General features: G+C 62.2%; 24 protein-coding genes. 22 read left to right on the top strand and 2 right to left on the bottom strand.

What is annotated here, in order from left to right:
- Window positions 1–200 precede the first annotated feature (200 nt).
- The 16 genes from AB1792_03630 (at window position 201) to cysS (ending at window position 14976) form a co-directional block, all read left to right on the top strand.
- The gene (locus AB1792_03630) at window positions 201–869 is read left to right on the top strand and encodes a hypothetical protein (GenBank protein ID MEW5701301.1); all 669 of its coding nucleotides are present in this window, start codon (window positions 201–203) and stop codon (window positions 867–869) included.
- Between the two features lie 287 nt (window positions 870–1156).
- On the top strand, window positions 1157–1780 hold the full coding sequence (locus tag AB1792_03625; GenBank protein ID MEW5701300.1) for a hypothetical protein: 624 nt from the start codon (window positions 1157–1159) through the stop codon (window positions 1778–1780).
- Between the two features lie 81 nt (window positions 1781–1861).
- Window positions 1862–2470 carry an outer membrane beta-barrel protein gene (locus tag AB1792_03620; GenBank protein ID MEW5701299.1) on the top strand — a complete coding sequence of 203 codons (609 nt, stop codon included), beginning with the start codon at window positions 1862–1864 and terminating at the stop codon, window positions 2468–2470.
- 303 nt (window positions 2471–2773) lie between these two features.
- The gene (locus AB1792_03615) at window positions 2774–3418 is read left to right on the top strand and encodes an outer membrane beta-barrel protein (protein ID MEW5701298.1); all 645 of its coding nucleotides are present in this window, start codon (window positions 2774–2776) and stop codon (window positions 3416–3418) included.
- 261 nt (window positions 3419–3679) lie between these two features.
- Window positions 3680–4432 (top strand): YebC/PmpR family DNA-binding transcriptional regulator, encoded by a 753-nt coding sequence (locus AB1792_03610; protein MEW5701297.1) that lies wholly within the window; start codon window positions 3680–3682, stop codon window positions 4430–4432.
- A gap of 153 nt (window positions 4433–4585) precedes the next feature.
- Complete coding sequence (gene ruvC, locus AB1792_03605) at window positions 4586–5089, top strand: crossover junction endodeoxyribonuclease RuvC (protein MEW5701296.1); 504 nt, start codon at window positions 4586–4588, stop codon at window positions 5087–5089.
- Window positions 5086–5679 (top strand): Holliday junction branch migration protein RuvA, encoded by a 594-nt coding sequence (gene ruvA, locus AB1792_03600; GenBank protein MEW5701295.1) that lies wholly within the window; start codon window positions 5086–5088, stop codon window positions 5677–5679. Before ruvC ends, ruvA begins: the two co-directional genes overlap by 4 nt.
- Window positions 5680–5863: 184 nt before the next feature.
- A complete protein-coding gene (ruvB, locus tag AB1792_03595) occupies window positions 5864–6937 on the top strand; it encodes a Holliday junction branch migration DNA helicase RuvB (GenBank protein MEW5701294.1) in 1074 nt (357 codons plus the stop codon).
- 68 nt (window positions 6938–7005) lie between these two features.
- The gene (locus tag AB1792_03590) at window positions 7006–7239 is read left to right on the top strand and encodes a DUF2905 domain-containing protein (GenBank protein ID MEW5701293.1); all 234 of its coding nucleotides are present in this window, start codon (window positions 7006–7008) and stop codon (window positions 7237–7239) included.
- A 1-nt stretch (window position 7240) separates the two neighbouring features.
- Window positions 7241–8335 (top strand): tRNA preQ1(34) S-adenosylmethionine ribosyltransferase-isomerase QueA, encoded by a 1095-nt coding sequence (queA, locus tag AB1792_03585; GenBank protein MEW5701292.1) that lies wholly within the window; start codon window positions 7241–7243, stop codon window positions 8333–8335.
- Between the two features lie 138 nt (window positions 8336–8473).
- Window positions 8474–9697, top strand: coding sequence for a 2-C-methyl-D-erythritol 4-phosphate cytidylyltransferase (gene ispD / locus AB1792_03580; GenBank protein MEW5701291.1), 1224 nt, complete (start codon window positions 8474–8476; stop codon window positions 9695–9697).
- Window positions 9694–10323 (top strand): DedA family protein, encoded by a 630-nt coding sequence (locus AB1792_03575; GenBank protein MEW5701290.1) that lies wholly within the window; start codon window positions 9694–9696, stop codon window positions 10321–10323. The genes ispD and AB1792_03575 overlap by 4 nt, the downstream gene beginning before the upstream one ends.
- 33 nt (window positions 10324–10356) lie before the next feature.
- Window positions 10357–11445, top strand: coding sequence for a D-alanine--D-alanine ligase (locus tag AB1792_03570; protein ID MEW5701289.1), 1089 nt, complete (start codon window positions 10357–10359; stop codon window positions 11443–11445).
- Window positions 11446–11543: 98 nt separating this feature from the next.
- Entirely contained in the window at window positions 11544–12344 is an 801-nt protein-coding gene (locus AB1792_03565) for an HAD family hydrolase (protein MEW5701288.1), read from the top strand.
- Window positions 12345–12460: 116 nt separating this feature from the next.
- Window positions 12461–13570: a M42 family metallopeptidase gene (locus tag AB1792_03560; protein ID MEW5701287.1), complete on the top strand. Its 1110-nt coding sequence runs from the start codon at window positions 12461–12463 to the stop codon at window positions 13568–13570.
- Window positions 13570–14976 carry a cysteine--tRNA ligase gene (gene cysS, locus AB1792_03555; GenBank protein MEW5701286.1) on the top strand — a complete coding sequence of 469 codons (1407 nt, stop codon included), beginning with the start codon at window positions 13570–13572 and terminating at the stop codon, window positions 14974–14976. Before AB1792_03560 ends, cysS begins: the two co-directional genes overlap by 1 nt.
- Before the next feature lie 706 nt (window positions 14977–15682).
- Here the strand turns inward: cysS and AB1792_03550 are convergent.
- Window positions 15683–16246: an O-acetyl-ADP-ribose deacetylase gene (locus tag AB1792_03550; protein MEW5701285.1), complete on the bottom strand. Its 564-nt coding sequence runs from the start codon at window positions 16244–16246 to the stop codon at window positions 15683–15685.
- 108 nt (window positions 16247–16354) lie between these two features.
- Window positions 16355–17779, bottom strand: a complete 1425-nt coding sequence (locus AB1792_03545; GenBank protein MEW5701284.1) for an aldehyde dehydrogenase family protein — start codon at window positions 17777–17779, stop codon at window positions 16355–16357.
- A gap of 260 nt (window positions 17780–18039) precedes the next feature.
- On the opposite strand from AB1792_03545, the gene AB1792_03540 reads away from it, so the two are divergent.
- The 6 genes from AB1792_03540 to fliF all read left to right on the top strand — a co-directional run bounded on the left by AB1792_03540 (window position 18040) and on the right by fliF (window position 23191).
- A complete protein-coding gene (locus tag AB1792_03540) occupies window positions 18040–18801 on the top strand; it encodes a flagellar motor protein (GenBank protein MEW5701283.1) in 762 nt (253 codons plus the stop codon).
- Window positions 18802–18811: 10 nt separating this feature from the next.
- A complete protein-coding gene (locus tag AB1792_03535) occupies window positions 18812–19573 on the top strand; it encodes a flagellar motor protein MotB (GenBank protein MEW5701282.1) in 762 nt (253 codons plus the stop codon).
- Window positions 19574–19831: 258 nt separating this feature from the next.
- On the top strand, window positions 19832–20245 hold the full coding sequence (flgB, locus tag AB1792_03530) for a flagellar basal body rod protein FlgB (protein MEW5701281.1): 414 nt from the start codon (window positions 19832–19834) through the stop codon (window positions 20243–20245).
- 166 nt (window positions 20246–20411) lie between these two features.
- Window positions 20412–20912 (top strand): flagellar basal body rod protein FlgC, encoded by a 501-nt coding sequence (gene flgC, locus AB1792_03525; GenBank protein MEW5701280.1) that lies wholly within the window; start codon window positions 20412–20414, stop codon window positions 20910–20912.
- A 387-nt stretch (window positions 20913–21299) separates the two neighbouring features.
- Window positions 21300–21611 (top strand): flagellar hook-basal body complex protein FliE, encoded by a 312-nt coding sequence (gene fliE, locus AB1792_03520; GenBank protein MEW5701279.1) that lies wholly within the window; start codon window positions 21300–21302, stop codon window positions 21609–21611.
- A gap of 56 nt (window positions 21612–21667) precedes the next feature.
- Window positions 21668–23191: a flagellar basal-body MS-ring/collar protein FliF gene (gene fliF, locus AB1792_03515; GenBank protein ID MEW5701278.1), complete on the top strand. Its 1524-nt coding sequence runs from the start codon at window positions 21668–21670 to the stop codon at window positions 23189–23191.
- The last annotated feature ends 2 nt before the right edge of the window (window positions 23192–23193 follow it).

Raw genomic sequence — 23193 nt, 5'->3', positions numbered from 1 at the left:
TCGATAGCCAATGGCGTGACGACCTCGCTACAACACGAGTTCCATACCCAAGGGGCACACGGTCTGTCACGCCCACAAAACCACCATTCACAAAATACACCGGAAACGACATACAAGGGGCACGGCGCGCCGTGCCCGCCCAGCAGAGTTGGGTATTTCGGACGATGGCTGTAGCGCTGTTGTGCGGATTGGGCAGCCGTGTGGCATCGGCGCAGGGTCCCGCCCCGCCTCGTTGGCTCATCTGTCCCTCAGGCGCAGTCGCCATTCCCACGGGTAGGTTCGCCGAGACCATCAAAGGCGAGAACCCCAAGGATGGTCACAAGACCGGATTCACGGGCGCTCTCGAGCTTGGTCGCTTCCTCTCCCAGCGCCTCGCCGTCGGCATCGCCGCGGGATACACACGATTCCCCCTGGATTTTTCCATCCCCTTGGAACAGGAGGGGAGCACCAAAGTACTGATGGGGCAGCTCTGGGGAAGGTACTTCCTGGCGGGAGGATACGCGCACTGGCAGCCGTACCTGTCGGCGGGGATTGGAATCGGCCGCCCGAAGGTGAGCATCGATTTCCCCATACCGGTTCGGATGGAAGACACCCTCCTTGTGGACCGGTTGGAATCGACCGTCGATCTCAGTCTGTCTCTGACAGGCGGAGTCGGTGTCCGGGTGCCGATCGGCGACCGGTTGGCATTCCTCTTCGAGCCGCGGTACGTCAGCATCTCGACCAAAGGGACAAACCGGACTGACAAACTCCGCACAACCGATGGCCGCATGCGGGAAGATCGCTACGCCGAGGACGGGTCCCGATTGAAGGACAAATCTCGAACCAATTGGTGGGACATTCGCGTCGGCGTGATGCTCTCTCTTTTCTGATCTCCGCCGAATCGCACTTGGCAACTCAAACGGGTGTATAGCCCTACACCCCGGACGTTCTTTATTGCGTTCGAACGCACCCGGCGCGAGCGCGGTTGAAGATGTTACACCACAACGACTTGCCTGCCATTGGATGGTCGGGGACGGTTGGTCTTTTTCTAAGCGGTTGACAATTCTACTCTTGACAGGTCGCGCGGTCGCTACTTTACTCCGGCCGATCCCTGGGGGGGATCAATGGACTGGTCTGTCAGGACTGTAGTACAAACCATTTCAAGGAGGGTCTCATCATGAAGAAGTGGGGAGTGTTGGCAGCAGTGGCGGCCTTGGCGGTCGTGGCTGCAAGCGGGACCGCGCACGGCGCGATGGGTGTTGGCGTTGTCTGGGACGGCAATGGCGGTATCACGCCCAACATGGTGCTACCGATCCAGATGGAGTCGGGGCTGTTGATCGAACCCATGTTGGGGTTTGACAAAATCGACGAGAACTACCTTACGATCACCGAAACCGACGGCGGCGGGTTCTTGGCTGCCCAGGCGAAGACGAGCCTTGTGGGGTCAGGTACCGAGATTCGCGCTGGCGTTCGCGTGGAGAAGGCCGCGAAGATGGAGGGGGCTTCCCCACTTATCGGTGGGTATGGGATGCTGATTCTGGGTTCTCCGGACGACTATGTCGAGGGGGGGACTACCGTAAAGCTCGACACATACACTGACTTCAGTTTCGGCGTCTTCGTCGGAGGTTCGGCTCCGCTAGCGAATGGCGTTGATATTGTCGGTGTCTGGGGACCCACTGTTGACATGTTCGGAAAGCGCAAGGCGAGCACAGAGGGACTGGAGGCCGAGACGGAATCGGCTACCAATTTCGGCTCACGCGCCTCGCTTTCGTTGCGCTTTTGGCTCTGGGGAATCAGGTAAAGTTACATCATCACGCCTCGACCCCCCCCGTCGATCCGACGGGGCGGGTTGTTAGTTCAGGTCGAATCACAAGGAGGGTTCATGAAGAAGTGGGGAATGGTTGCGGCCGCGGCAGTCTTGGGACTCGTCGTGGCGATGTCGGGGACGGCCAACGCGCAGTTCGTGAAGGGGCAGTTCCTTGTCGGACCGGGGGCCGGTGCTGCCATCCCGATGGGGGATTTCGGTGATGCCGCCGACATCGGGTTTGGATTCGGTGGGGTTGGCGACTACATGTTGACGCCCAACCTCGCGGTCGGCGCCGACTTCATGTACAACATGCTGGGCGCGAAGGTCGAGGAAGACCTGGAAGACGTGAGCGTCGACGACTTCAAGCTCTTGCAGATCACAGGCCATGCCAAGTACTTCTTTGGGCAGGACGGCGCCAAGATGACGCCGTATTTGTTCGGCGGCGCCGGCTTCTACAACATGAAGGGTGGTGTTTCGGTCGATATCGGCGACATCGATCTCGATGTCAGCGCCTCGAGCACCGAATTCGGCGTCAACGGCGGCGCCGGCATGCTCTTCAAGGCCGGTGAGAAAATGAAGGTGGGGGTCCAAGGGGCCTTCCACAACGTCATGACCGAGGGCGACGCTACCCAGTACATCAGCGCGGGGGCCTTCCTGCTGTTCACATTCGGCGCCCAGCAATAGCGGAGCTACCGCATCGCTCCAATGGCCCGGCCGGGAATCGACCCCGGCCGGGCCGTGGCGTTTGTGGACGCAGGGTCGGGGACGATTGAAGCTGAATCACACGCTCGGCATGTTCTCTCCTTGTGCCGCAAATCCCATTCAGCGTTGAAACGATTTCCGGCCAAATCCGTCAAAGAAGAACCACCGGGGCGGCAGGCGAATATGGCAGCGCCTCGTGGGTAATAACTCTGCAGAGGAGATGGCGGGGGATATCCTTGATGCGTCTGTTGATCCAGGGTATCCGTGATTCCAACGGGAGGAGAGATGAAGCGAACGTGCGTTGTTGGGATTGGACTCTTGCTGGCGATGTCCTTGCCGCTGCCTGTGGCGGCAGTGGAGCGGGGTGAGTTGCTGATCGGCGTCTCGGGTGGATGGAGCACTCCGGTCGGCGACTATCCGACGACGGACTTCGGCGACAAGGTGAAGGGCGGCGTGGGATTCGGGGCGGCCGTCGACAAGCTGGTGACCGACCGGATCAGTGTCGGCGGGGAATTCGGAGCCAGCTTCAACCCGTTTGACCAGGATTTCATCGCCGACAGTCTGAAGACGGGGAGCCGTTACACGCCGGATTACAAGTGGCGGACGATGTATGCCGGCGCCCGTGGCCGCTACTACCTGAATTTGCTGGGCAACGTCAACTTCTTCGCCCAACTGGGGATCGGGGCCTACATCAACAAATTCACGTCGAACCTCAATTGGGATCGCCAGAACGGCGTCGTTACCCCCATCGAGAAGAGTGATACGCGTACGGACATTGGCATGAGTTTCGGTCCCGGCGCCCTCATCCGTGTTTCCCAGCATGGACGCCTTTCCGTGCAGGCGATCTTCAACAACGTGTTCACCTCCGGCCAGTCGCTTCGATTCGCCGGACTGGGTGCCGGGCTGACATTCCAGATCCCGACGCAGTAGCCCTGGGGGCTACCCGGCAGGAGTGGGGACGGCAAGGGGGTAAGGCCCCTTGTCTAACCGGGGTCTGGCTGCGCCGCTGTACTGGGGGAACACAATACCACGGATCCAGTGGCCCCAGCCCCGTGCCACCACGCTCTGTTTCCGGTGTCCGTCCTGAGAGATAACCCAGAACTGGCAAACAAGGGGCTTCAGCCCCTTGCAGTATTGCGAGTGGGGGCTTAAATTGATAGTCTGTAGCGTCCGAAGCAAGCGGGGAGAGCCATGTCCGGTCATTCCAAATGGTCCACGATCAAACGCAAGAAGGAAAAAACCGACGCCGCCCGCGGGCGCACCTTCACTCGTCTGATCAAAGAAATCACCGTGGCAGCCAGGCACGGCGGCGGCGACCCCGAGGCCAATCCGCGCCTCCGTACGGCACTCCTGGCCGCCAAGGCCGGCAACATGCCGGCGGACAACATCAAGAAGGCGATCCAGCGCGGCACGGGGGAGCTTCCCGGCGTCAACTATGAAGAGGTCCAGTACGAGGCCTATGGGCCGCGTGGTGTCGCCCTCCTGATGCAGGCGCTGACCGATAATCGGAACCGCACCGTCTCGGAGATCCGTTTTGTCCTCAGCAAGAACGGCGGAAACATGGGCGAGGCCGGGTGCGTGAACTGGATGTTCCACAAACAGGGCTTGATTGAAATCGAATCGAACCGGGCGCCGGAGGATCTCGTCTTGGAGGCCGCCCTCGATGCGGGCGCCGCCGACATGACCGCCGATGGCGGAGTATATTCCATCGTCACCCCGCTGGAGACATTCGAGGCCGTCAAGTCGGCCCTGGAGAAGAAGCAGATCCCGATTGCCTCGGCGGAAGTCACCATGGTGCCGCAATCGAACGTGAAACTCGACGGCAAAGACGCTGAACAAATGCTGCGCCTGATGGAGGCCCTGGAGGACCACGAGGACATCCAACACGTCTACGCCAATTTCGATATCGACGATGCCGTCATCGAACGGTTCAGCGCGTCGTGATCTTCATGGTTCACGGGATGACATCGACCCCGCCGCGGCGGGTTTTTTTTGTGATTTCACGTCGCCGCGTTCATGCATATCCTACCGACATGGTCAGGAGGTCGACCGGCAGGAAGGGCTCGCACACACGGACGACCTCCGGCGGGACGTGAAATGACCATTCTGGGTATCGATCCGGGGCTCGGATCAACCGGCTGGGCGGTTCTGGTCGGTGATCCCGAGCACCCGGTGCTGAGTGGATACGGCGCCATCCATACCGATCCGCGGCTGGACTTGGCACAGCGCCTGCTCGTCATCTGCGAGGGAATACGTGAACTCTTGGCGCGGCACCGTCCCGAGGAAGTGGCGGTTGAAGACGTGTTCTTGGCCAGAGACACACGCGCGGCGCTGGCTTTGGGACAGGCGCGTGGCGCCGCCATGCTGGGAGCGGCCTTGGGTGGAGTGCCGGTGCGATCGTACTCGGCGCGTGAGATCAAGCAGTCTGTGACCGGGAATGGCCGGGCATCGAAGGAACAGGTGGCATTCATGGTCGAGCGTCTCTTGGGGCTGTCCGAACCCCCAAGGCCGGCCGATTGCGCCGACGCCGCGGCGATCGCGCTTTGCCACTTGCACCGTCGCGAAGCGGCAGATTTGCGGGCGGTTGGAGCGCGCCAATGATCACGCACTTGGACGGCGAGTTGGTGGAGCGGCATCCCACGAGGGCCGTGGTCTCCTGCGGCGGCATTGGGTATGAAATGGCGATTCCCCTGTCCACGTTCGACCGCCTCCCGGAGACAGGCGCTCGCTGCCGCATCCTGACGCGTCTGATTGTACGCGAGGATGCGCACCTCCTGTTCGGGTTCGCGACATCGCAGGAACGGGCGATTTTCGATCTGCTCCTCGGCGTCACCCGCGTGGGACCCAAGCTGGCGCTGTCGGTTTTGTCCGGTCTGTCGGTGGCCGAGATACAACGCGCCATCTCCTGTGCCGATGTGGGGATGTTGGCCCGGATATCGGGGCTGGGACGTAAGACAGCCGAGCGCATTGTGGTGGAATTGAAAGACAAGGTCGAACGCCCCGGGGCCGAGCTCCCCAGCGGCGCGGGAACCTCCGGCGGGGGGCTTGCCAACGAAGCGATTGCCGCCCTGGTCGTGCTTGGGTACAGTCGTGCTGAGGCGCAGGAGGCGGTCACGCGCGCGTCGCGGTCTCTGCCCGGTGAGCCCTCGACTGAGAAGTTGATCCGTCATGCCCTCTCGGCGGCGGGATAATGTGCATTCGATTTCCGGTTGTTCCCTGTATGGCTCAATCTCTCTGCGACGCACCGAAGGATAGACAGGAATGTCTGTCCTCCTTAGACTTACGCCCTGTGATCAGGAGGACAGGCATTCCTGCCTGTCCCACGTCCTGTGAAGCGGCGTGGTCGAACAACGTCTACATCGTACGGGCCAGGCCATGACCGCCGCGCGACCACAACGTGGTGACAGTGGCGACCGTGCACGCTCGCCTGTCCCCGCGCGCCTGACCGCACCATCGGCACAGGCGGATGATCTCGCGGCCGAAGGGTCCGTTCGGCCAAGGCGATTTGCCGACTTCCTGGGTCAGACAGCACTCATCGACAACTTGAAGGTCTTCATCGCCGCCACACGAAAGCGCGGCGAGGCCCTCGACCATGTGTTGTTGTATGGCCCGCCGGGTCTCGGCAAAACGACGCTGGCCCATGTGATCGCCAACGAACTCGAGGCCCCGATCAAGTCGACCTCCGGCCCTGTGCTGGAACGCGCCGCCGATCTGGCGGGTCTTTTGACCAATTGTGAAGAGCGTTCGGTCCTGTTTGTCGACGAAATCCACCGGCTCAATGCCGTGGTCGAGGAATACCTCTATCCGGCGATGGAGGATTTCACGCTCGACATCATGATCGACAAAGGACCGGCGGCACGCGCCGTGAAGCTGCCGCTCAAACGTTTCACTCTGGTGGGCGCCACGACGCGCGCGGGACTTCTGACATCGCCGTTGCGGTCGCGGTTCGGTGTTGTGGGACGGCTCGATTACTACTCTCCCGACGATTTGGCCGCGATCGTGCGCCGTTCGGCCGCAATCCTCGGCGTGCCGATCACCCCCGAAGGTGCGGTGGAAATCGCCGGCCGCTCCCGCGGGACGCCGCGCATCGCCAACCGGCTCTTGCGCCGCATCCGTGATTTCGCCGACGTGCGCGGCGCCAAGACCATCGACCGAACCATCGCCGACGAGTCGCTGGCGGCGTTGAATGTCGATGCCGTCGGTCTCGATGAGATGGACCTGAAGATTCTCGAGACGATCATCCACAAGTTCCATGGCGGACCGGTCGGATTGAACACGCTGGCCGTCGCCGTGGCGGAGGAAGCGGAGACACTGGAGGAGATCTACGAGCCGTTCCTGATCCAGGAGGGGTTTCTGGATCGCACGCCACGCGGACGTGCCGCCACGCCGCGCGCATTCAAGCACTTGGGCGTGACCGATCGCGCCGTTGGCACGGATCGGTTGCTGTGATGCCGCAGGACCGGCGGTGCGACTCCCCGGGAGGCCACCGGGCTGCCGATGGTGTTGGCGGGCAAATCGTGGGTGATCCATCACCATGGGGAGTGACGGGCAGGGTTCTGATTGTCATGGGAGCCGTGTCTCTGGTCATCGGTCTGGTCCTGGTGGGACTCGGCCGCATCGGTATGCTCGGACGCCTCCCCGGTGATCTGACCATTCGCGGGAGGAACTGGTCTCTGTGGATTCCCTTGGCTTCGTGTCTCCTGTTGAGCGTCATCCTCACTCTACTCCTCAACCTGCTGCACCGCCGCTGACGTGAAGACGCAACGACTGGACTACCATCTGCCACGGGAGCAGATTGCCTATCATCCCACCTCGGTGCGGCGGCATTGTCGTTTGCTCCGCCTGGATCGCGGCAGCGGCGAGATCTCGCATCATCGCTTCGATGAGCTGCCGCATCTGCTGAATGCGGGTGACCTGTTGGTCGTCAACGACACGGCAGTGATTCCGGCGCGGCTTCTGGGTCGACGCGATCCGGGCGGTGGTGCGGCGGAAGTGCTTCTTTTGGAAGAAGTGGGTGTGCGGCGCTGGCGAGCGATGGTCCGTCCTGGCGCGAGACTGCGCGAAGGGGCGACGATCATTTTTCCGAACAACGGTCACGCCGACTTTTCCGCCCGCGTCGAAACCGTATCGGCCGATGGAACGCGCATCGTTGAGTTTCGCGGCACCGGGCGATTCGGCGACTGGCTCAGGCGCGTCGGTCGCGTGCCGTTGCCTCCGTATATCGCGCGCGATGTCGAATCGTCTGATCGGAGGGACTATCAAACTGTCTTTGCCCGTCATGCCGGCGCGGTGGCGGCACCAACCGCGGGACTGCATTTTGACCGGATCCTGATGGACCGGCTGCGTCGGCGGCGCATCGGAATGGCGCCGCTGACACTCCATGTCGGCGCCGGGACTTTTCGTCCGATCACCACCGACCGGGTTGAGGACCATCATCTGGAAGATGAACGGTACGCCATCGGCGTCGCTACACAGCGACGCATCGCCCTCAGACGGCAATCGGGGCGGGGGCGCATCATCGCTGTGGGCACGACCGTAGCCCGGGCATTGGAGGCGGTCGCGGCGCAGGGTGTTTGGTCTGGAATGGCCTCCAGTCCTTCGGACGGTGTGTTCGCGGCAGTCGCCGGGCGAACCGACTTGTTTATTCTGCCCGGTTTTCGATGTCAGGTCGTCGACGCTTTGATCACCAACTTCCATTTGCCGCGCTCGTCCTTGCTGGCGCTCGTTGCGGCATTCGCCGGACAGACCGGCAATGATGGTGTGGGGATGATAATGAACGCGTACGACGTTGCCGTGCGCGACGGGTATCGATTCTATAGCTACGGCGACGCGATGTTGATCAAGTGATCACGATGGAGGGGCTAACCTCTCCCTCCGGCTTGCCCTGAGCGAAGTCGAGGGGGAGAGGTCGATCCGCCGCAGGCGGATCGAGTGAGGGAGTTCTTGAGTCGATTCGCCTCACGGTCAGCGGTAACGTCTTGCATCATGCCATCTGAACACTCCATCGCCGTGATCCTCGCCGCCGCCGGAGCCGGGACTCGGTGCGGCAAGGGGGATCCGAAGCAATGGCGTCCCTTGGCAGGAGGGACTCTTGTGGAGCGCTCGTGGCGGTCGTTTCATCCAAAATCCCTGCTGGCAGCGGGGCAGGGACATCGGGCAAGCTGGCTGGGAGTGGTCGTGGATGCGGCTCACCGCGACCGGGCCGGAGTGTTCTGCGGAGACCCTGGACTTCCCACGGAGGTCATACGGGGCGGCAGTACGCGGACAGAGTCAGTCCGTCTTGCCCTGTCCCGCCTTCCTGCCGATATCGATCTTGTCGCCGTCCACGACGCCGTGCGACCGTTCTGGCCACGTGACCGTTGGGATGCACTGGTCTCTGCAACAGAGCATGCCGACGGTGCGATTCTCGCCATACCGGTGTCCGACACACTGAAGACGCAGAGTGACGAATCTCTTCGGACTGTCGATCGGAGTGCGCTCTGGGTCGCTCAAACGCCGCAGATGTTTCGGACAGAGTCGTTGCGCGCCGCGCACGATCGGGCGCGGGCCGACGCGGTCACGGGAACCGACGACGCGGAGTTGGTGGAACGGATCGGGGGCAGGGTGGCGATCGTGCAATCGACAACCGCGAATATGAAGATCACAACCCCGGACGACTGGACATTGGCCGAACGACTCGTGGCCGGCGAGGATCGCAGAGCCGACATGCGTGTCGGGTTCGGCGTCGATGCCCATCGACTCGGCGGTGAACGGCCATTGGTTCTGGGCGGTGTCCGCTTGGCTGAGCGCGGTGGTTTGATCGGACACTCGGACGGCGATGTCCTGTTGCATGCCATCTGTGATGCTCTCCTGGGAGCGGCGGCCTTGGGGGATATTGGACAGCACTTCCCCCCAGGGGACGAGCGATTCGCCGGGGTGGACTCCCGCATTCTGCTCCGCCGGACGGCGCAGCTCCTTTTGGAAGCAGGATTCCGGCCGGTGCACATCGACACTGTGGTGCTCGCCGAGGTCCCCCGGATTGCGCCATTCGCGGAGGCAATGCGTGGAAACATCGCCGTCGACCTTGACATCCCCCGTACTTCGGTCTCGGTCAAGGCGACGACGATGGAGCAGATGGGGTTTGTCGGTCGACAGGAGGGGATTGTGGCGCATGCGGTCGCCACCGTCTGTGCACTCGACCATCCGTGGGTCGGCGGGGCGCGTCCATGAGTGCCGATGGCACTGTGCCGTGGTTGACATTCCTGACCGCTCAGTCATTGTGGTGGGCCTTCGGTGTCTTCTTCATCGCCGCTTTCACCGAGATGTGGTTCCCACCATTTCCCGGCGACGCGGTCTTCTTCCTCGGTTTGGTGATGTTGGAGACCGGCGGCCGGCCGGTGTACGGGGCACTGGTGGCCTCATCTTTGGGTGGGTTTGTCGGATTCGCTCTCTTATACTGGTTGGGGGTCGCGAAGGGCCGACTGGCCTTTCGGAAGCGGAGTACAGGCCTCTTCTCGCACTCGGCACTCACACGCGTCGAGGCGTGGTTTCAACGCTGGGGTGGTCTGGTCATCGTGTTCGGACGGTTCTTGGTGGGTGTGCGATCCGTGGTGCCGTTGGCGGCCGGCGTTGGCGGTTACCCGCGCCGGCGCGCACTGGCGCTGGGTGGGGTGTCGATCCTGATCTGGAATGGGTTGCTGGCGACCCTGGCCTTGGTGCTGCATGAGAACTGGGAATCTGTAGCAGGCCAGTGGCGCACAGTCAGCATCGGTTTCTGGATTCTGGTTGGCCTGACCGTCCTGTTCGCGGCGGTCCGCTATTTCCGGCGGCGGTCCTCGCGGAGATCCGAAAGCTGAGTGACTTGATCCTACATAGAGAAGGGCGGCTTCATGGAGAGAACGTCCACGGTGGTCGGCGCGAATTATCGAGAGAGTGTACCCGGTGAGGTGGAGTTGAGAGTCCTGGTCCTGGCCGGGGGAAAGTCGTCGGAGCGCGACGTATCGCTGGCCTCCGGGGATGCGATCAGTCAGGCGCTGAGTGGGTCGGGACACACCGTGTTTCGGCTCGACCCGGGTGTGACGATGCGCGCGGTGGAGTGGCAGCCGCAGCCGACGGGCCAGAAAATCGGCACAGCCCCACCGGATCAATCGACCTTGGCCTCCGTGGGCGGCGGGACCGGGACCATTCTCTCGCCGGCGGATCTCCCGCTGGCCGATTTGCGCTCGGTGGACGTCGTCCTCATCGCTCTCCACGGCGGCGATGGTGAGGACGGTCATCTCCAGGCGCTGCTCGATCTGGCGAACATTCCTTATACCGGCTCAGGAATGCTGGCGTCGGCGTTGGCCATGGACAAGAATGCCGCCAAACGCATCTTCGTCGCCGAAGGAATCCCCACGCCGGAGTGGCGCGTGCTGGATGCGCCGACCGATTGGGAATTCGCTGATCTCAGCGATGCCCTCGGCCTGCCCCTGGTGGTCAAACCGAACGCTCAGGGGTCGACCGTCGGGCTGACGCTGGTGAAGGACGCATCGCAGTGGGCGCCGGCTCTCAAGCAGGCCTTTCACTGGGGTCCGCGCGTGATTGCCGAGCAGTACATTCCGGGGCGGGAATTGACCGTCGGCGTCTTGGGCGACAAGCCGCTCCCCGTGGTTGAGATCAGACCGAAGCACGGCATCTACGACTACGAATGCAAATATACGCCCGGCCAGACCGAGTACATCTGCCCGGCCCCGTTGAGCGCGCCGCAGACCCGGATTGTGCAGGAACAGGGGATGGAGGCTTTTCGCGCGCTCGGCTGTCGCGGCTATGCACGGGCCGATTTCCGGATGGATCCCGATGGAAACGTGTACTGCCTGGAAATGAACACGCTGCCGGGGATGACCTCATTATCATTGGTGCCACAAGCGGCAAAGTCCGCGGGCATCGAATTCCCCGAATTGCTGCGACGCATCTGTGACCTGGCCCTCGAAGGCAAGTAAGGGTACTCGGCCGGTCCGTTTACCTGAGGACAAGGGGCTTAAGCCCCTTGTTTGCACGATAGGCCTCTGACAGATGGTCCTCTCATGCGGGAGTTATCGTGAGTGCTTTGACGATGCCGACTACGCGGCGCGATGAAGGTCGTCGGCAGCGAGTTCTGGCACCGCCCCAGGGCGGCCGGTTCGCCGCCGTGATCTTCGACATGGGGAGCACGCTGTTGGAGTTTGAAAATGTCCCTTGGGCGGCGTTGTATCCATCGAGTGTGGAGTCGGCGTATCGCATGCTGCAGCGTTTGGGGAAGCCGCTCCCCCCGACGGAGCGATTCACGGTACGATTCAATGAACTCTTGGAGCGCCGTCGACGGGGAATACGCGAGGAACAGAGGGAGTACCGGATCGGCGACTTGCTGCGCGACTTGGTGCGGCCTTTTGACATCCATCTACTGCCGGATGAGATGGAGCGATTGCACGCCGCCTACTACGCGCCGATTCGGCGGCAGGTTACGGTCTATCCGGATGCGGAGGCGACGCTCGCCGAGCTCAAATCACGGGGATACCGACTCGGTCTCCTATCCAATACCTGCTTCCGTGCCCGGGACCACCGCGAAGAGCTTCAGCATTTCGGCATCTGGCCGCATCTGGATGCGGCGGTGTTCACGTCCACCGGAGTCTTTCGCAAGCCGCATCCGGAGCCGTTCCGGCTGGTCGCGCATCGCCTGCGCGTCTCCGCCAGGCGTTGCCTGTATGTCGGTGACCGGCAGCACGAGGACGCCATCGGAGCGACGCATGCGGGAATGACGGCGGTCTTGGTGCGACGCCCCCGGCGCGCCTACGAGCCCGGGGCCACACGCTGTGTGGAGATTGCGGAATTGCGTGAGCTTCCCGCGCGTCTGGCTGGTTGAGGACATGCCCCGCACAGCCGATCTTGGAAATGCGGTTTGAATCCGATGCGCGTACCTCTTACACTATGGTTAGGCCGCCGGTGATCACGTAGGATAGGGCGGGACATGGAGGAGTCGTGGACAAGACCGAATTGCTGTTGAAGGAACTGACCGAGGCGCATGGGGCGCCGGGCAATGAACATGCCGTGCACGCGATCATGGCCGCGCATCTACCGTCGTATGCCCGGCAATCGACCGACAAGCTGGGCTCCCTGATCGCCGAAGTGTCGGGTCGGAGTGACCGTCCCCGCGTGCTGATCGGTGCGCATATGGACGAGGTCGCCTGGGTCGTGCGCGAGGTCACCAAGGATGGGTTCCTGAGGGTATTTCCCCTCGGCGGCTGGTGGGGGCATGTGATGCTGTCGCAGCGTGTCGTCGTCCACACCGCCAAAGGACCTGTCATCGGTGTCGTCGGTTCCACGGCGCCGCACCTCCTTCCGGAGGACAGTCGCAAGAAGGTGATTGAACCGAAGGACATGTACATCGATGTCGGCGTCATGAAGGGTTTCGATGTCCAGAAGAAGCTCGGGATTCGCAACGGCAACTACGTGACGCCGCTCTCCGAGTTCCAGGTCATGAGCAACCCCAAGCTGTACCTGGCGAAGGCGTTCGATAACCGCGTCGCCTGCGCCCTGGTCTGCGAGTCCCTTCAGGCCGTCAGGCCAAAAACAATGGCCGCGACGCTGATCGGCGTGGGCAGCGTGCAGGAAGAGGTCGGCTTGCGTGGCGCCGGGACTTCGGCGTGGGCGATCGATCCCGATGTGGCCCTTGTTCTCGATGTCGGCATCGCGCGCGACACGCCCGGCATCGATGCGCCGGGGGAGACACTGGGCGGCGGCGTCGCCATCGATGTCTTTGACGCCGGGATGATCCCGAACAACGCGCTTTTGCAATTGGTGATCGACACCGCGGAGCGGCTGAAGATCAAGTACCACCTGTCGTCGATGGATCGCGGCGCGACCGACGCCGGCCGCATACACATGACACGGATCGGAGTCCCGACCGTCTCGCTCGGCCCGGCCGCACGGTACATTCATTCGCACAATTCGATCATCGCCCGGCCGGACTATGACGCTACACTCAAGCTCGTACTGGCGGTGATCAAGAAACTCGATGGGCCCACGGTGGCATCGCTCACGGGCGCCAAACCCCAGAGGGCGATGGGACGGAGGCAGGCGAGGCGCTGATGGCACTGCGGTTCTTTGATACGCGCGCCCGGGCTCTGACCGAGTTTCATCCCCTGCGCGATGGGGAGGTCCGCATGTACACCTGCGGACCGACGGTCTATGACACGGCCCACATCGGCAACTTCCGCACATTTGTATTCGAAGACCTCTTGCGGCGGGTACTGCGCTGGCGCGGTTACACAGTGACGCAGGTGATGAACCTGACCGACATCGACGACAAGATCATCCGGGCCTGCCGACGCGACAAGGTTACGCCCCAGGCGTACACCGCGCCATACACCGCCGGCTTCTTCGCCGATTTGGATGCCCTGCGCATCGAACGCGCGGAAGTGTACCCGACGGCGACTTCGCATATTGCCGAGATGGTCGCGATCATTGAAGCGCTTCTGGAGCGAGGCCATGCCTATCGTGCCGATGACGGCTCGATCTACTACCGAATTTCCACCTTCCCGCGCTATGGCGAGTTGTCGCACATGAATCTCGCGGAATTGAAGGCGGGCGCCCGCGTCGCTTCCGATGAATACGAGAAAGACCAGGTCTCCGACTTCGCCCTGTGGAAGGCCTGGGACGCGGACGATGGCGACGTTTTCTGGGAGACATCGTTGGGGAAGGGGCGTCCCGGCTGGCACATCGAGTGCTCGGCGATGTCGATGAAGTACCTGGGTCCGTCGTTCGACATCCATACCGGCGGCGTCGACAACATCTTCCCGCACCACGAGAACGAGATCGCCCAATCGGAGGGGAGCACCGGTCTGCCCTTCGTGCGGTACTGGCTGCACAGCGAGCACCTGATGGTCGAAGGGCGGCGGATGGCCAAGTCGCTCGGGAACTTCTACACGCTGCGTGATCTGATGGCGATGGGGCACTCGCCGGTCGCGGTGCGATATCTCCTTCTCTCCACGCACTACCGGGCGCAGTTGAACTTCACGATGGCCGGCCTTGAAGGAGCGAAGGGCGCGATCGAGCGGCTGCGGGACTTGCAGCTCCGTCTGCGGGAAATCACCGCTCCCGGTGCCGTGCACGATGACATCCTCGGATTGGTGGACGAGTCACGGGCCGAATTCGGCGCCGCGATTGACGAAGATCTTAATATCGCCGGCGCTCTCGGCGCGCTGTTCAATCTTGTCCGCGACACAAACAAGCGCCTCGAGGTCGATGGCGTCAATCAGGGCGACGCCGCTCTGGCGCTGGCTTTCTTGGAAGATGCCGACCGGATTCTCGATGTCCTTCGTCCGGACGCCCCGAAGGTCGACGAATCCCGCATTATGCAGTTGATCGAGGAACGCCGCGAGGCGCGTGCCCGCAAGGACTGGAAACGCGCCGATGAAATCCGCGCCCTCTTCGATCAGATGGGCATCGTGATCGAAGACACCCCCGCCGGTACCCGTTGGAAACAGAAGGTGTAGGGGCGCGGTCTCCGCGCCCTTGTCTCAGGGCGGGGAAACCCCGCCCTTACAGTCTGAGTGGCCCTGACGTTCGTCAGGGCTCGGAGAGTCTTGGTCTATGAACAAAGTCAGGGCCATGAGTCTCTTGGAACGGGCCCTCCCTGTGGAAAGAGCCAACGCCGTCGCCATCTCTGTAGTCGATAGTCAAGCACTTTGGTGATCTGAACGTTCTTTGGTACATCTATGATCGTGTAGAACGCACGGACTACTAGGAACTGAGGGGTCGGCAGAGGCAGCGATAGTTCTGCGCTAATCGTCGAGCCTTGATCCAGCGCCTCTGCGGATCGCCACAAAGCGGACGACGTCGGCTGCAGGGATCGCGGAGGAGGAACACTGAATCGGCTCTTGCCAGCGCGTTGCCGGCTGAAGGTGGGTGCGACAAGGCAAAGTACATTACGAAGCACACGACGCCTGGTGGACATTGTGAAGTGTGAATGCTCGAGACTTGTATCCATACCTGATGCTCTTCCAACCTCACGTCTTCCCGTGGCAGCAAAGCGTAGTTCTGTGTGTAGGAGCAGCCGGCCATTGTCATCCCAAGGAAGGCAAGGGCGGTCAGTCGCGAGCTGCGACTTCGCGCGGTCCCCAGAAGGCACCTCCGCGACTGATCTGCGCCATGGCATGAGGGCATCGAAGTCCCGCTTTGGTTAAATGATCCACGACATGGTTACTCATAGATCGTCGGCCGTTTGGCGCCGCGCTTGGTGAACTCGGCGAAATAGACCGAGTAGTCTGCATCCGAAAACAACACGAAGCGGACCAGATCGAGAACATCCGGATTCGCGCGGACGAACTTCTCGACCGTGTTGATCGCAATCGGTGCCGCGTCACGAATCGGATACCCATAGGCACCGGTCGAGATGGAGGGGAAGGCAACGGAACGGGCGCCGCATTCTCGCGCGCGTTCAAGACTCTCCTGATAGGCGGAAGCGAGTTCGTCTGCGTCGCTACGCAGACCGGCGTAGATCGGCCCGACCGCGTGAATGACCCACTTCGTCTTGAGCTTGCCACCGCCTGTCACGACGGCCTTCCCAGTCGGGCAACGCCCGATCTTGCGGCATTCCTCCGCAATCGTCGGTCCACCGGCGTGATGTATTGCGCCATCGACGCCGCCACCGCCACGCAACTCACTGTTGGCGGCATTGACAATGGCATCGGTGTCTTGGATGGTGATGTCGCCCCGGACGGCTTCCAGCCGGGTTTTGCCGATCAAAAGATTCAAGGGCGGCATAATCATCTCATCCCTTCGTCATCATCTTGTGCCACTGACCTCGGTCAGTGGAAGTTCTTGCTGCCATCGTTGTCTCACTGACCAAGGTCAGTGGCACACACATGACCGTCAGCCTGTCGACAGCACCAGAAGACGCGGCTCGATCATCTCCTCAATCGCCCAACGGGCGCCTTCACGCCCGATCCCGGAATCCTTCACGCCGCCGTACGGCATCGCATCGACGCGGAATGTCGGCGCGTCATTGTGGATGATCCCGCCGACTTCCAGCGTGTCGAATGCCCGCCAGAGTTTGCGCACATCATTGGTGAAGACGCCCGCCTGCAACCCGTAGCGGGAGTTGTTGACACGATGCAGTGCATCTCGAAAATCTCGATACGACGACAGCGTGACCACCGGGCCAAAGACCTCCTGGCAGGAGACTTCCGCATCTTCAGGAGCATCGACGATGACCGTCGGTGAGACGACATTCTCTTGTCTGTGATTCCCGCAGAGCAGGCGACCGCCGCGTGTCTGCGCGCGTGCGATCCAATTCATGACCCGCTCGGCATTGGCGGCATCGATCAATGGACCACAGAGCGTCTTCTCATCGGAGGGATCGCCGGTGGGGAATGCCGTCGCGGCAGCTATGAGCGCTTCGGTGAATCTGTCCGTGATCGTCTCCTGAACGTAGATGCGCTGGACCGAGATGCACGATTGCCCCGCGTAGGCAAAGGCGCCATGGGCCAAGCGGGCGGCGGCGTTCTCCCAATCGGAATCCGGCTCAACGATGGCGGCGGCATTCCCGCCCAATTCGAGCGTGACTTTCTTGTGCCCGGCCCGTGCCTTGATCCCCCAACCGACTTCGGCCGAGCCGGTGAATGTCACCATGGCAATGCGTTCGTCGGTCACCAGGACCCCGGCATCGGCACCGGAAAGTAGGAGGACTTGCAGAGCCCCGGCCGGGAGGCCGGCTTGTGTGATGATCTCTGCCAACAGAATCGCTGCGGATGGCGTCTGTGAGGCCGGTTTCAGGATCACGGGGCACCCCGCGGCGATCGCCGTGGCCAGCTTGTGTGCGACCAGATTGAGTGGGAAGTTGAATGGCGTGATGGCGGCAATCACACCGACCGGGAAGCGTCGCAGGATGCCACAGCGGCCGGTCCCTGGCGGGAAGCCGTCAAGCGGTATGGCTTCCGCCGGCGGACGACGCGCCCAATGTGCGGCGTCGGTGATCGTCTGTACGCATCGGTCGGCCTCGAGTCGCGCCAATGTGATCGGCTTGCCGGCTTCCTCCAGAAGCAGACGTGCAAATTCCTCGCGTTTCGCACGGACACCAAGGGCGACCTGATCCAAGATTCGGGCGCGCTCGTGCGAGGGCATCGCCTGCATGACCGGCTTGGCTTTGACCGCCGCGGCGACGGCGCGCTCGACTTGATCGGGCCGCGCCGGATGTGCTTCGGCCACGATGCGGTCATCATGGGGCGAGTGAATGACGCGGGGAGCGTTCCCGCTCGCCCCAGTGGTGCCATCAAGGATTGATTCGAGTATCCGCATCGGCCGCCTGGACTGTCCGATCCAAGAGAGAGTTAGTGCAAATGACACTGCGGGGCAAGTACGATCGCCGGTTGGCAGGCGCTTCACTTCAGTCCCTCGGAGAACCGCCGATAATCCCAACAAGCGCCGGTGTGTCAACGGCTTGACGGGCCTCAGAGGAGTCCGGGCCCACAGGCGTTGGACACGCAGCCGGTCCATCGAGCCGTACTTGTCCCGGGTTCCGAAACTCCGGAACAAGGGGCACCTGCGCGCGGAGCGTCATGGATATTGCCACCATCGGAGGATTGATCCTCGGCCTCTCCGCCGTGGTCGTCGGCTTTGTGCTGGAAGGGGGGCATCTGGGAGCGATCTTCCAGCTCCCGGCGATGCTGTTGGTCATCGGCGGCACAGTTGGCGCTTCGATGATTACCACGTCCTTCGCCACCTTCCGCAGCATACCGAAATATCTCGCCATCGCCCTGCGGGCACGGGCGCGTGACCCGGAACACGCCATTGATCAGATCGTGTCCATCGCTCAGCACGCCCGGCGTGATGGCGTTCTGGGCTTGGAAACGGACCTGGCGCGAATCGACGATCCCTTCTTCAAGAAGGGCGTCCAGCTTGTCATCGATGGGACCGAGGTCACGGTACTCACCGACATCATGGAGAGTGAGATCGCCAATATCGAGGAGCGGCACCACAACGGCGTCGTCCTGTTCAACAAGATGGGCGGATTCGCGCCTACGTTGGGCATCTTGGGAACCGTTCTCGGTCTGATTCACACGCTGGCCAACACCGACGATGCCACCAAGATGGCGGCCTCGATCGCCACCGCGTTCATCGCCACGCTCTGGGGAGTCGGAACCGCCAACCTCTTCTTCCTGCCGATCGCCGACAAGTTGCGCTTCCGCCATACCGAGGAGATGTTGATGCTCAATCTCTACCTGGCGGGGACCATTGCCATCCAGTCGGGCGACAATCCACGGGTGATCCGCACCAAGCTGATGGGTTTCCTCCGTCCCGAACTACGGCCGCCCGAGTAACGGCGAGTATATGATGCGCAAGCCGAAGACCCCTCCGGTTCACGACAACCACGAACGGTGGTTGTTGACCTATGCCGATCTGATCACCCTGCTGCTGGCGTTCTTTGTGGTGATGTACTCAATGTCGCGCATCGATGCCAAGAAGTTTGGGGCGATGTCGAATGCCCTGACCGGGGTGTTGCGCGGGCAAAGCGCCGCATTGGACCAGGTCCAACCCGATGATCTCCTCGGCGGTGGTCCGCTCAAGACCGGGGCGCTGCGCCTCGTGCAGAAACAGCTCCAGCAGATGGTCCACAAGGAACGGATGGAGGCGTCGATCTCCTCGGACCTCTCCGAACGTGGACTTGTAATCCATGTCCGCGAGGGTGCTCTCTTCGATGAGGGGAAGGCGGAGCTGACTCCCGGTGCGATCACGATTCTGCGCACGATCGGCGGCGAGATCAGCAAGGTCCGCAACGACGTCCGCGTCGAGGGTCACACCGATCCCCGCCCGATCAATACACCGCGGTTCCCCTCGAACTGGGAACTTTCGACCGCGCGCGCCACGTCAGTGCTGCGCTTTTTGGTCGACTCGACCGGCTTTGCGCCGACCCGCATCTCCGCGGTCGGGTATGGGCACTACCGCCCGGTCGCACCCAATGACACCCCTGACTCGATGGCCAAAAACCGCCGCGTCGACATCGTGATTCTTTCCGAACAGATGAGTCTCTACGAGCCGCGCGGCGTCACACCTGAGGCTCCCAGACTGACCGCGGCCTCGACCGGCAATTGATCGGTCCTGTCGTTCGTGTTTCACGAATCTCCGTAGGTCAGGAGCCCTGCTCACCGCAAGCAGAGCACCTGACCGACGAATCTCATTGACCAAGACGATTCTCTCGCGGCTGCACGGAAAAAACTTCCGTCGGCGTCGGACAGCGTGCCTCATGAACTCCCGGCCGTCATAGCCACAATCGGTGGTCCCGCAACCGGTTGGACTCGCCGGGCTGGGATTGGCACAACACTTGCCAACAGGGGAGTGGGGGAGTGGATCATGCCCAACCCGATTCAGACGGCGCTCTTTGATCAGATTGGCATTCCCCGCTTGGAACGCGCGCTCGATCTGACGGCGGCGCGGCAGCGTCTGCTTACCGAGAACGTGGCCAACGCCGAAACGCCGGGGTACCGGCGCAAGGACATCAATTTTGCCGCCGAGTTGAAGGCTGCGCAGCAGAATCAGTCGCCGGTGGGAATGAGAATGACACGTCCGGGACACATCACCAGCCACGCGGCGACGCGCACCTACAAGGTCGTGACCGATGCACCGGCGCCAGGCGACAACTACGCGCTCTCACTCGATCAGGAAATGGCCAAGGTCGCCGAGAACCAGTTGGAATATTCCATTGCCACGCGTCTGGTCAGCCGGAAGTTCGACGGCATCCAGTTGGCGATTCGTGGCCGCCGGTAACGGGTAACGTAGAATGTACCGTTTTGTGTGCAAAGATCCCTCACCCCGACCCTCTCCCGGAGGGAGAGGGAGACAGATAACCTCTCCCTCCGGGAGAGGTCGATCCGTCCGCAGGACGGATCGGGTGAGGGGCTCTTTCTTTCGTCTATTCTGATTAGAGACACCCATGGCACTGGGCCCTCTGAAAGTGCTCGCAATTGCCGCCGATGGCCTGTCGGTCCAACGGCAACGAATGGACGTGGCCGCCGAGAACATCGCCAACGCCGAGACCACACGCACACCCACCGGCGGGCCATATCGTCGGCAGAGTGTGACGATCGAGGCGGCGCAGGCGCGCGCGGCATTCAACAGCGAGCTCGAAGCGGCGCGACTGTCGCTCAAGCGCACGCGCAACGGTCACCGCATTCCCGCTCCGGCCGGTGCACCGGGGGGACCCCCGGCTGTACCCGCGGTGCGGGCACAGACCGTGGCCGGGTCCGCGGATGAGGTCAAGATGATCTATGATCCCTCGCATCCGGATGCCAATGCCGATGGGTATGTGGCGATGCCCGATGTCGAGATTGTGACGGAAATGGTCGAGTTGATGGACGCATCGCGCGCCTACGAAGCCAACATCACGGCCGCCGAGGCGGTGAAGTCGATGGTCGATCGCGCTCTCAACATCTGACCGATGATATGAGGAAGATTGCGTCGCTCCTTCTCCGGGACACCGCGGCATCAGCCGGGAAGAACCGCACGGATGTCGGGGTGCCGAGTGAATCCGCCGGGACAGGGATCGTCCCGGCGGATTTCATCGCGACAAAAAGGACGACACAGCGTAAGGAGATTTCCTGACAATGAACACGTCACCCGTGATTCGTCCTTGGATGCCGCCCGTGGCATCGGCGAACCCGGCCCCGGCTGTTGTTCCGGAAGATGAGAGCATGCCGGCGGCTGAGTTCCCGGTCGGCCTCACAATGCGAATCCCGACGGCCAGGCCGATGCCGGCTCCGGCACCGCGTGCGGTTACCGCTGATGGGCCGCCCCACTTGGGTCGCTACGTGGATGTGATCGCATGAATCCGCTCGATCCGATCGGACCGATCATGCTCCCGGGGGCATCCGGGGAAGCGCCTGCTGTCTCGACGCCGAAACCGACGAGCGATGCCCAAAGACCGGGCAACGTCTTCGGCGATCTTCTGGATCAGGTGAGCGAGTTGCAGTCGCAGGCATCGGCGCTGGAAAACCGACTCCTCTCGGGAGAAGACGTCGAGCTCCACCGGGTGATGATCGCCGCCGAGGAGGCGGGAACCGCCTTCGAACTCCTCGTGGAGATGCGCAATCGTTTGGTCGAGGCCTATCAGGAACTGATGCGGATGCCGGTTTGAGAACCAGCGCGGGAACTCATCGGAACGAGCCATCCCGCCATTGAGGGTGAGACTGCATGGGACGCTGGTGGGATGCCTTCCGCGCGATGGACGCGAACCGTCGGTTCCTGGCGGTTTGCATCATCGTCGCACTGATCGCCGGCGCCGTGACGGTCGGCATGTGGGTCCGTCACGTGACGTACGGCGTTCTCTATACCCGCCTTCCCGCCGAGGAGGCCGGCGAAGTCATCGACCAGCTCGACCAGATGAAGGTGCCGTACCGTCTCTCGGACGGCGGCTCCGCCGTTCTGGTCCCGGCCAATAAAGTCCACGACGTTCGGCTGCGCCTCGCCGCCGAAGGACTCCCGCGAGGTGCCGTCGGTTTCGAACTGTTCGACAAGAGCAACCTCGGGATGACCGATTTCCTTCAGAAGGTCAATTACCGGCGTGCCCTCGAAGGTGAGCTGGCCAAGTCGATTGCGACCCTGAAGGAAGTGGCGGCGGTTCGTGTTCACATCGTGATGCCGGAGAGCCGCCTGTTCACACAGGACCAAAAGTCACCCACCGCCTCTGTCGTGCTCAAAGTGTCGCCGGTCGGATCGTTGGATCGGGGCCGCGTCGCCGGGATCACGCACCTCGTGGCCTCGGCGGTGGAGGGGCTCAACCCGCAGCATGTCACGGTGATCGATCAAAATGGGACGCTTCTGTCGTCCGGCCAGGAAGATGGAAGTCCAGTGGCGGCCAGTAGCCGTCAACTGGAACTGCAGCAGTCTGTGGAGGGATACCTGCAGCAGAAGGCACAGTCGCTGTTGGACGGCGTGCTGGGACCGCGCAAGGCGATGGTCCGCGTCAATGCCACGCTGAACTTCGAGCAGGCCGAGAAGACAGTCGAACAGTACGATCCCGACAACCTCGCGATTGTCTCACAGGAGCAAACGAGCGAAAAGACAACAGGTGACGCGGGGGCGGGCGAGACGGACAGTGAGCCCCTCTCGACCCGCGAATCGTCGCTGATCAACTACGAAGTCAACCGGACAGTGCAAAAGATCGTCTCCGCCGTAGGCGCCATCTCACGCTTGAGCGTCTCGGTCATTGTCGATGGCGTGCGCAAGGACTCGGTCCCCGGATCCGCGCAAGGGGCGACGGTGGAACCGCGGCCCCAGGAGGACCTGGACCGCATTTCGGCGCTCGTGAAAGCCGCCATCGGGTTCCAGAGCGACCGCAACGACGCGATCGAGGTCGTCAGCATCCCGTTCGATACCTCCCACCTCGACGAAGAGCGGCGTGCGCTTGATCAAGTCGGCAAGAAGCAGTTCTACTACGACATCGCCTACAAGGTGGGATATGGCCTTCTGATTCTTGCCGGCGCCTTCTTCGGTTGGCGGATCGTCAAGAAGATGCTGCGCGCATTGAAGAACCTCGTACCGCCGGTGACCTACCAGCCGCGCCATGCGGCACCGTTGCCGACGATCGAAGATGAGGCAATCACGGCGATTTCTACAGGGCCTCGGAAAGCCAAGCTCTCCGACCAGATGGGAGTGGTGGCCAAGGAACGCCCGCAGGAGATCGCCAAGGTGATCAAGACGTTGATGGTGGAGTAGCA

Source organism: Candidatus Zixiibacteriota bacterium (assembly GCA_040752595.1).
Classification (GTDB): Bacteria; Zixibacteria; MSB-5A5; order WJJR01; family WJJR01; genus JACQFV01.
This window is presented reverse-complemented; position numbering and strand designations above follow the sequence as displayed.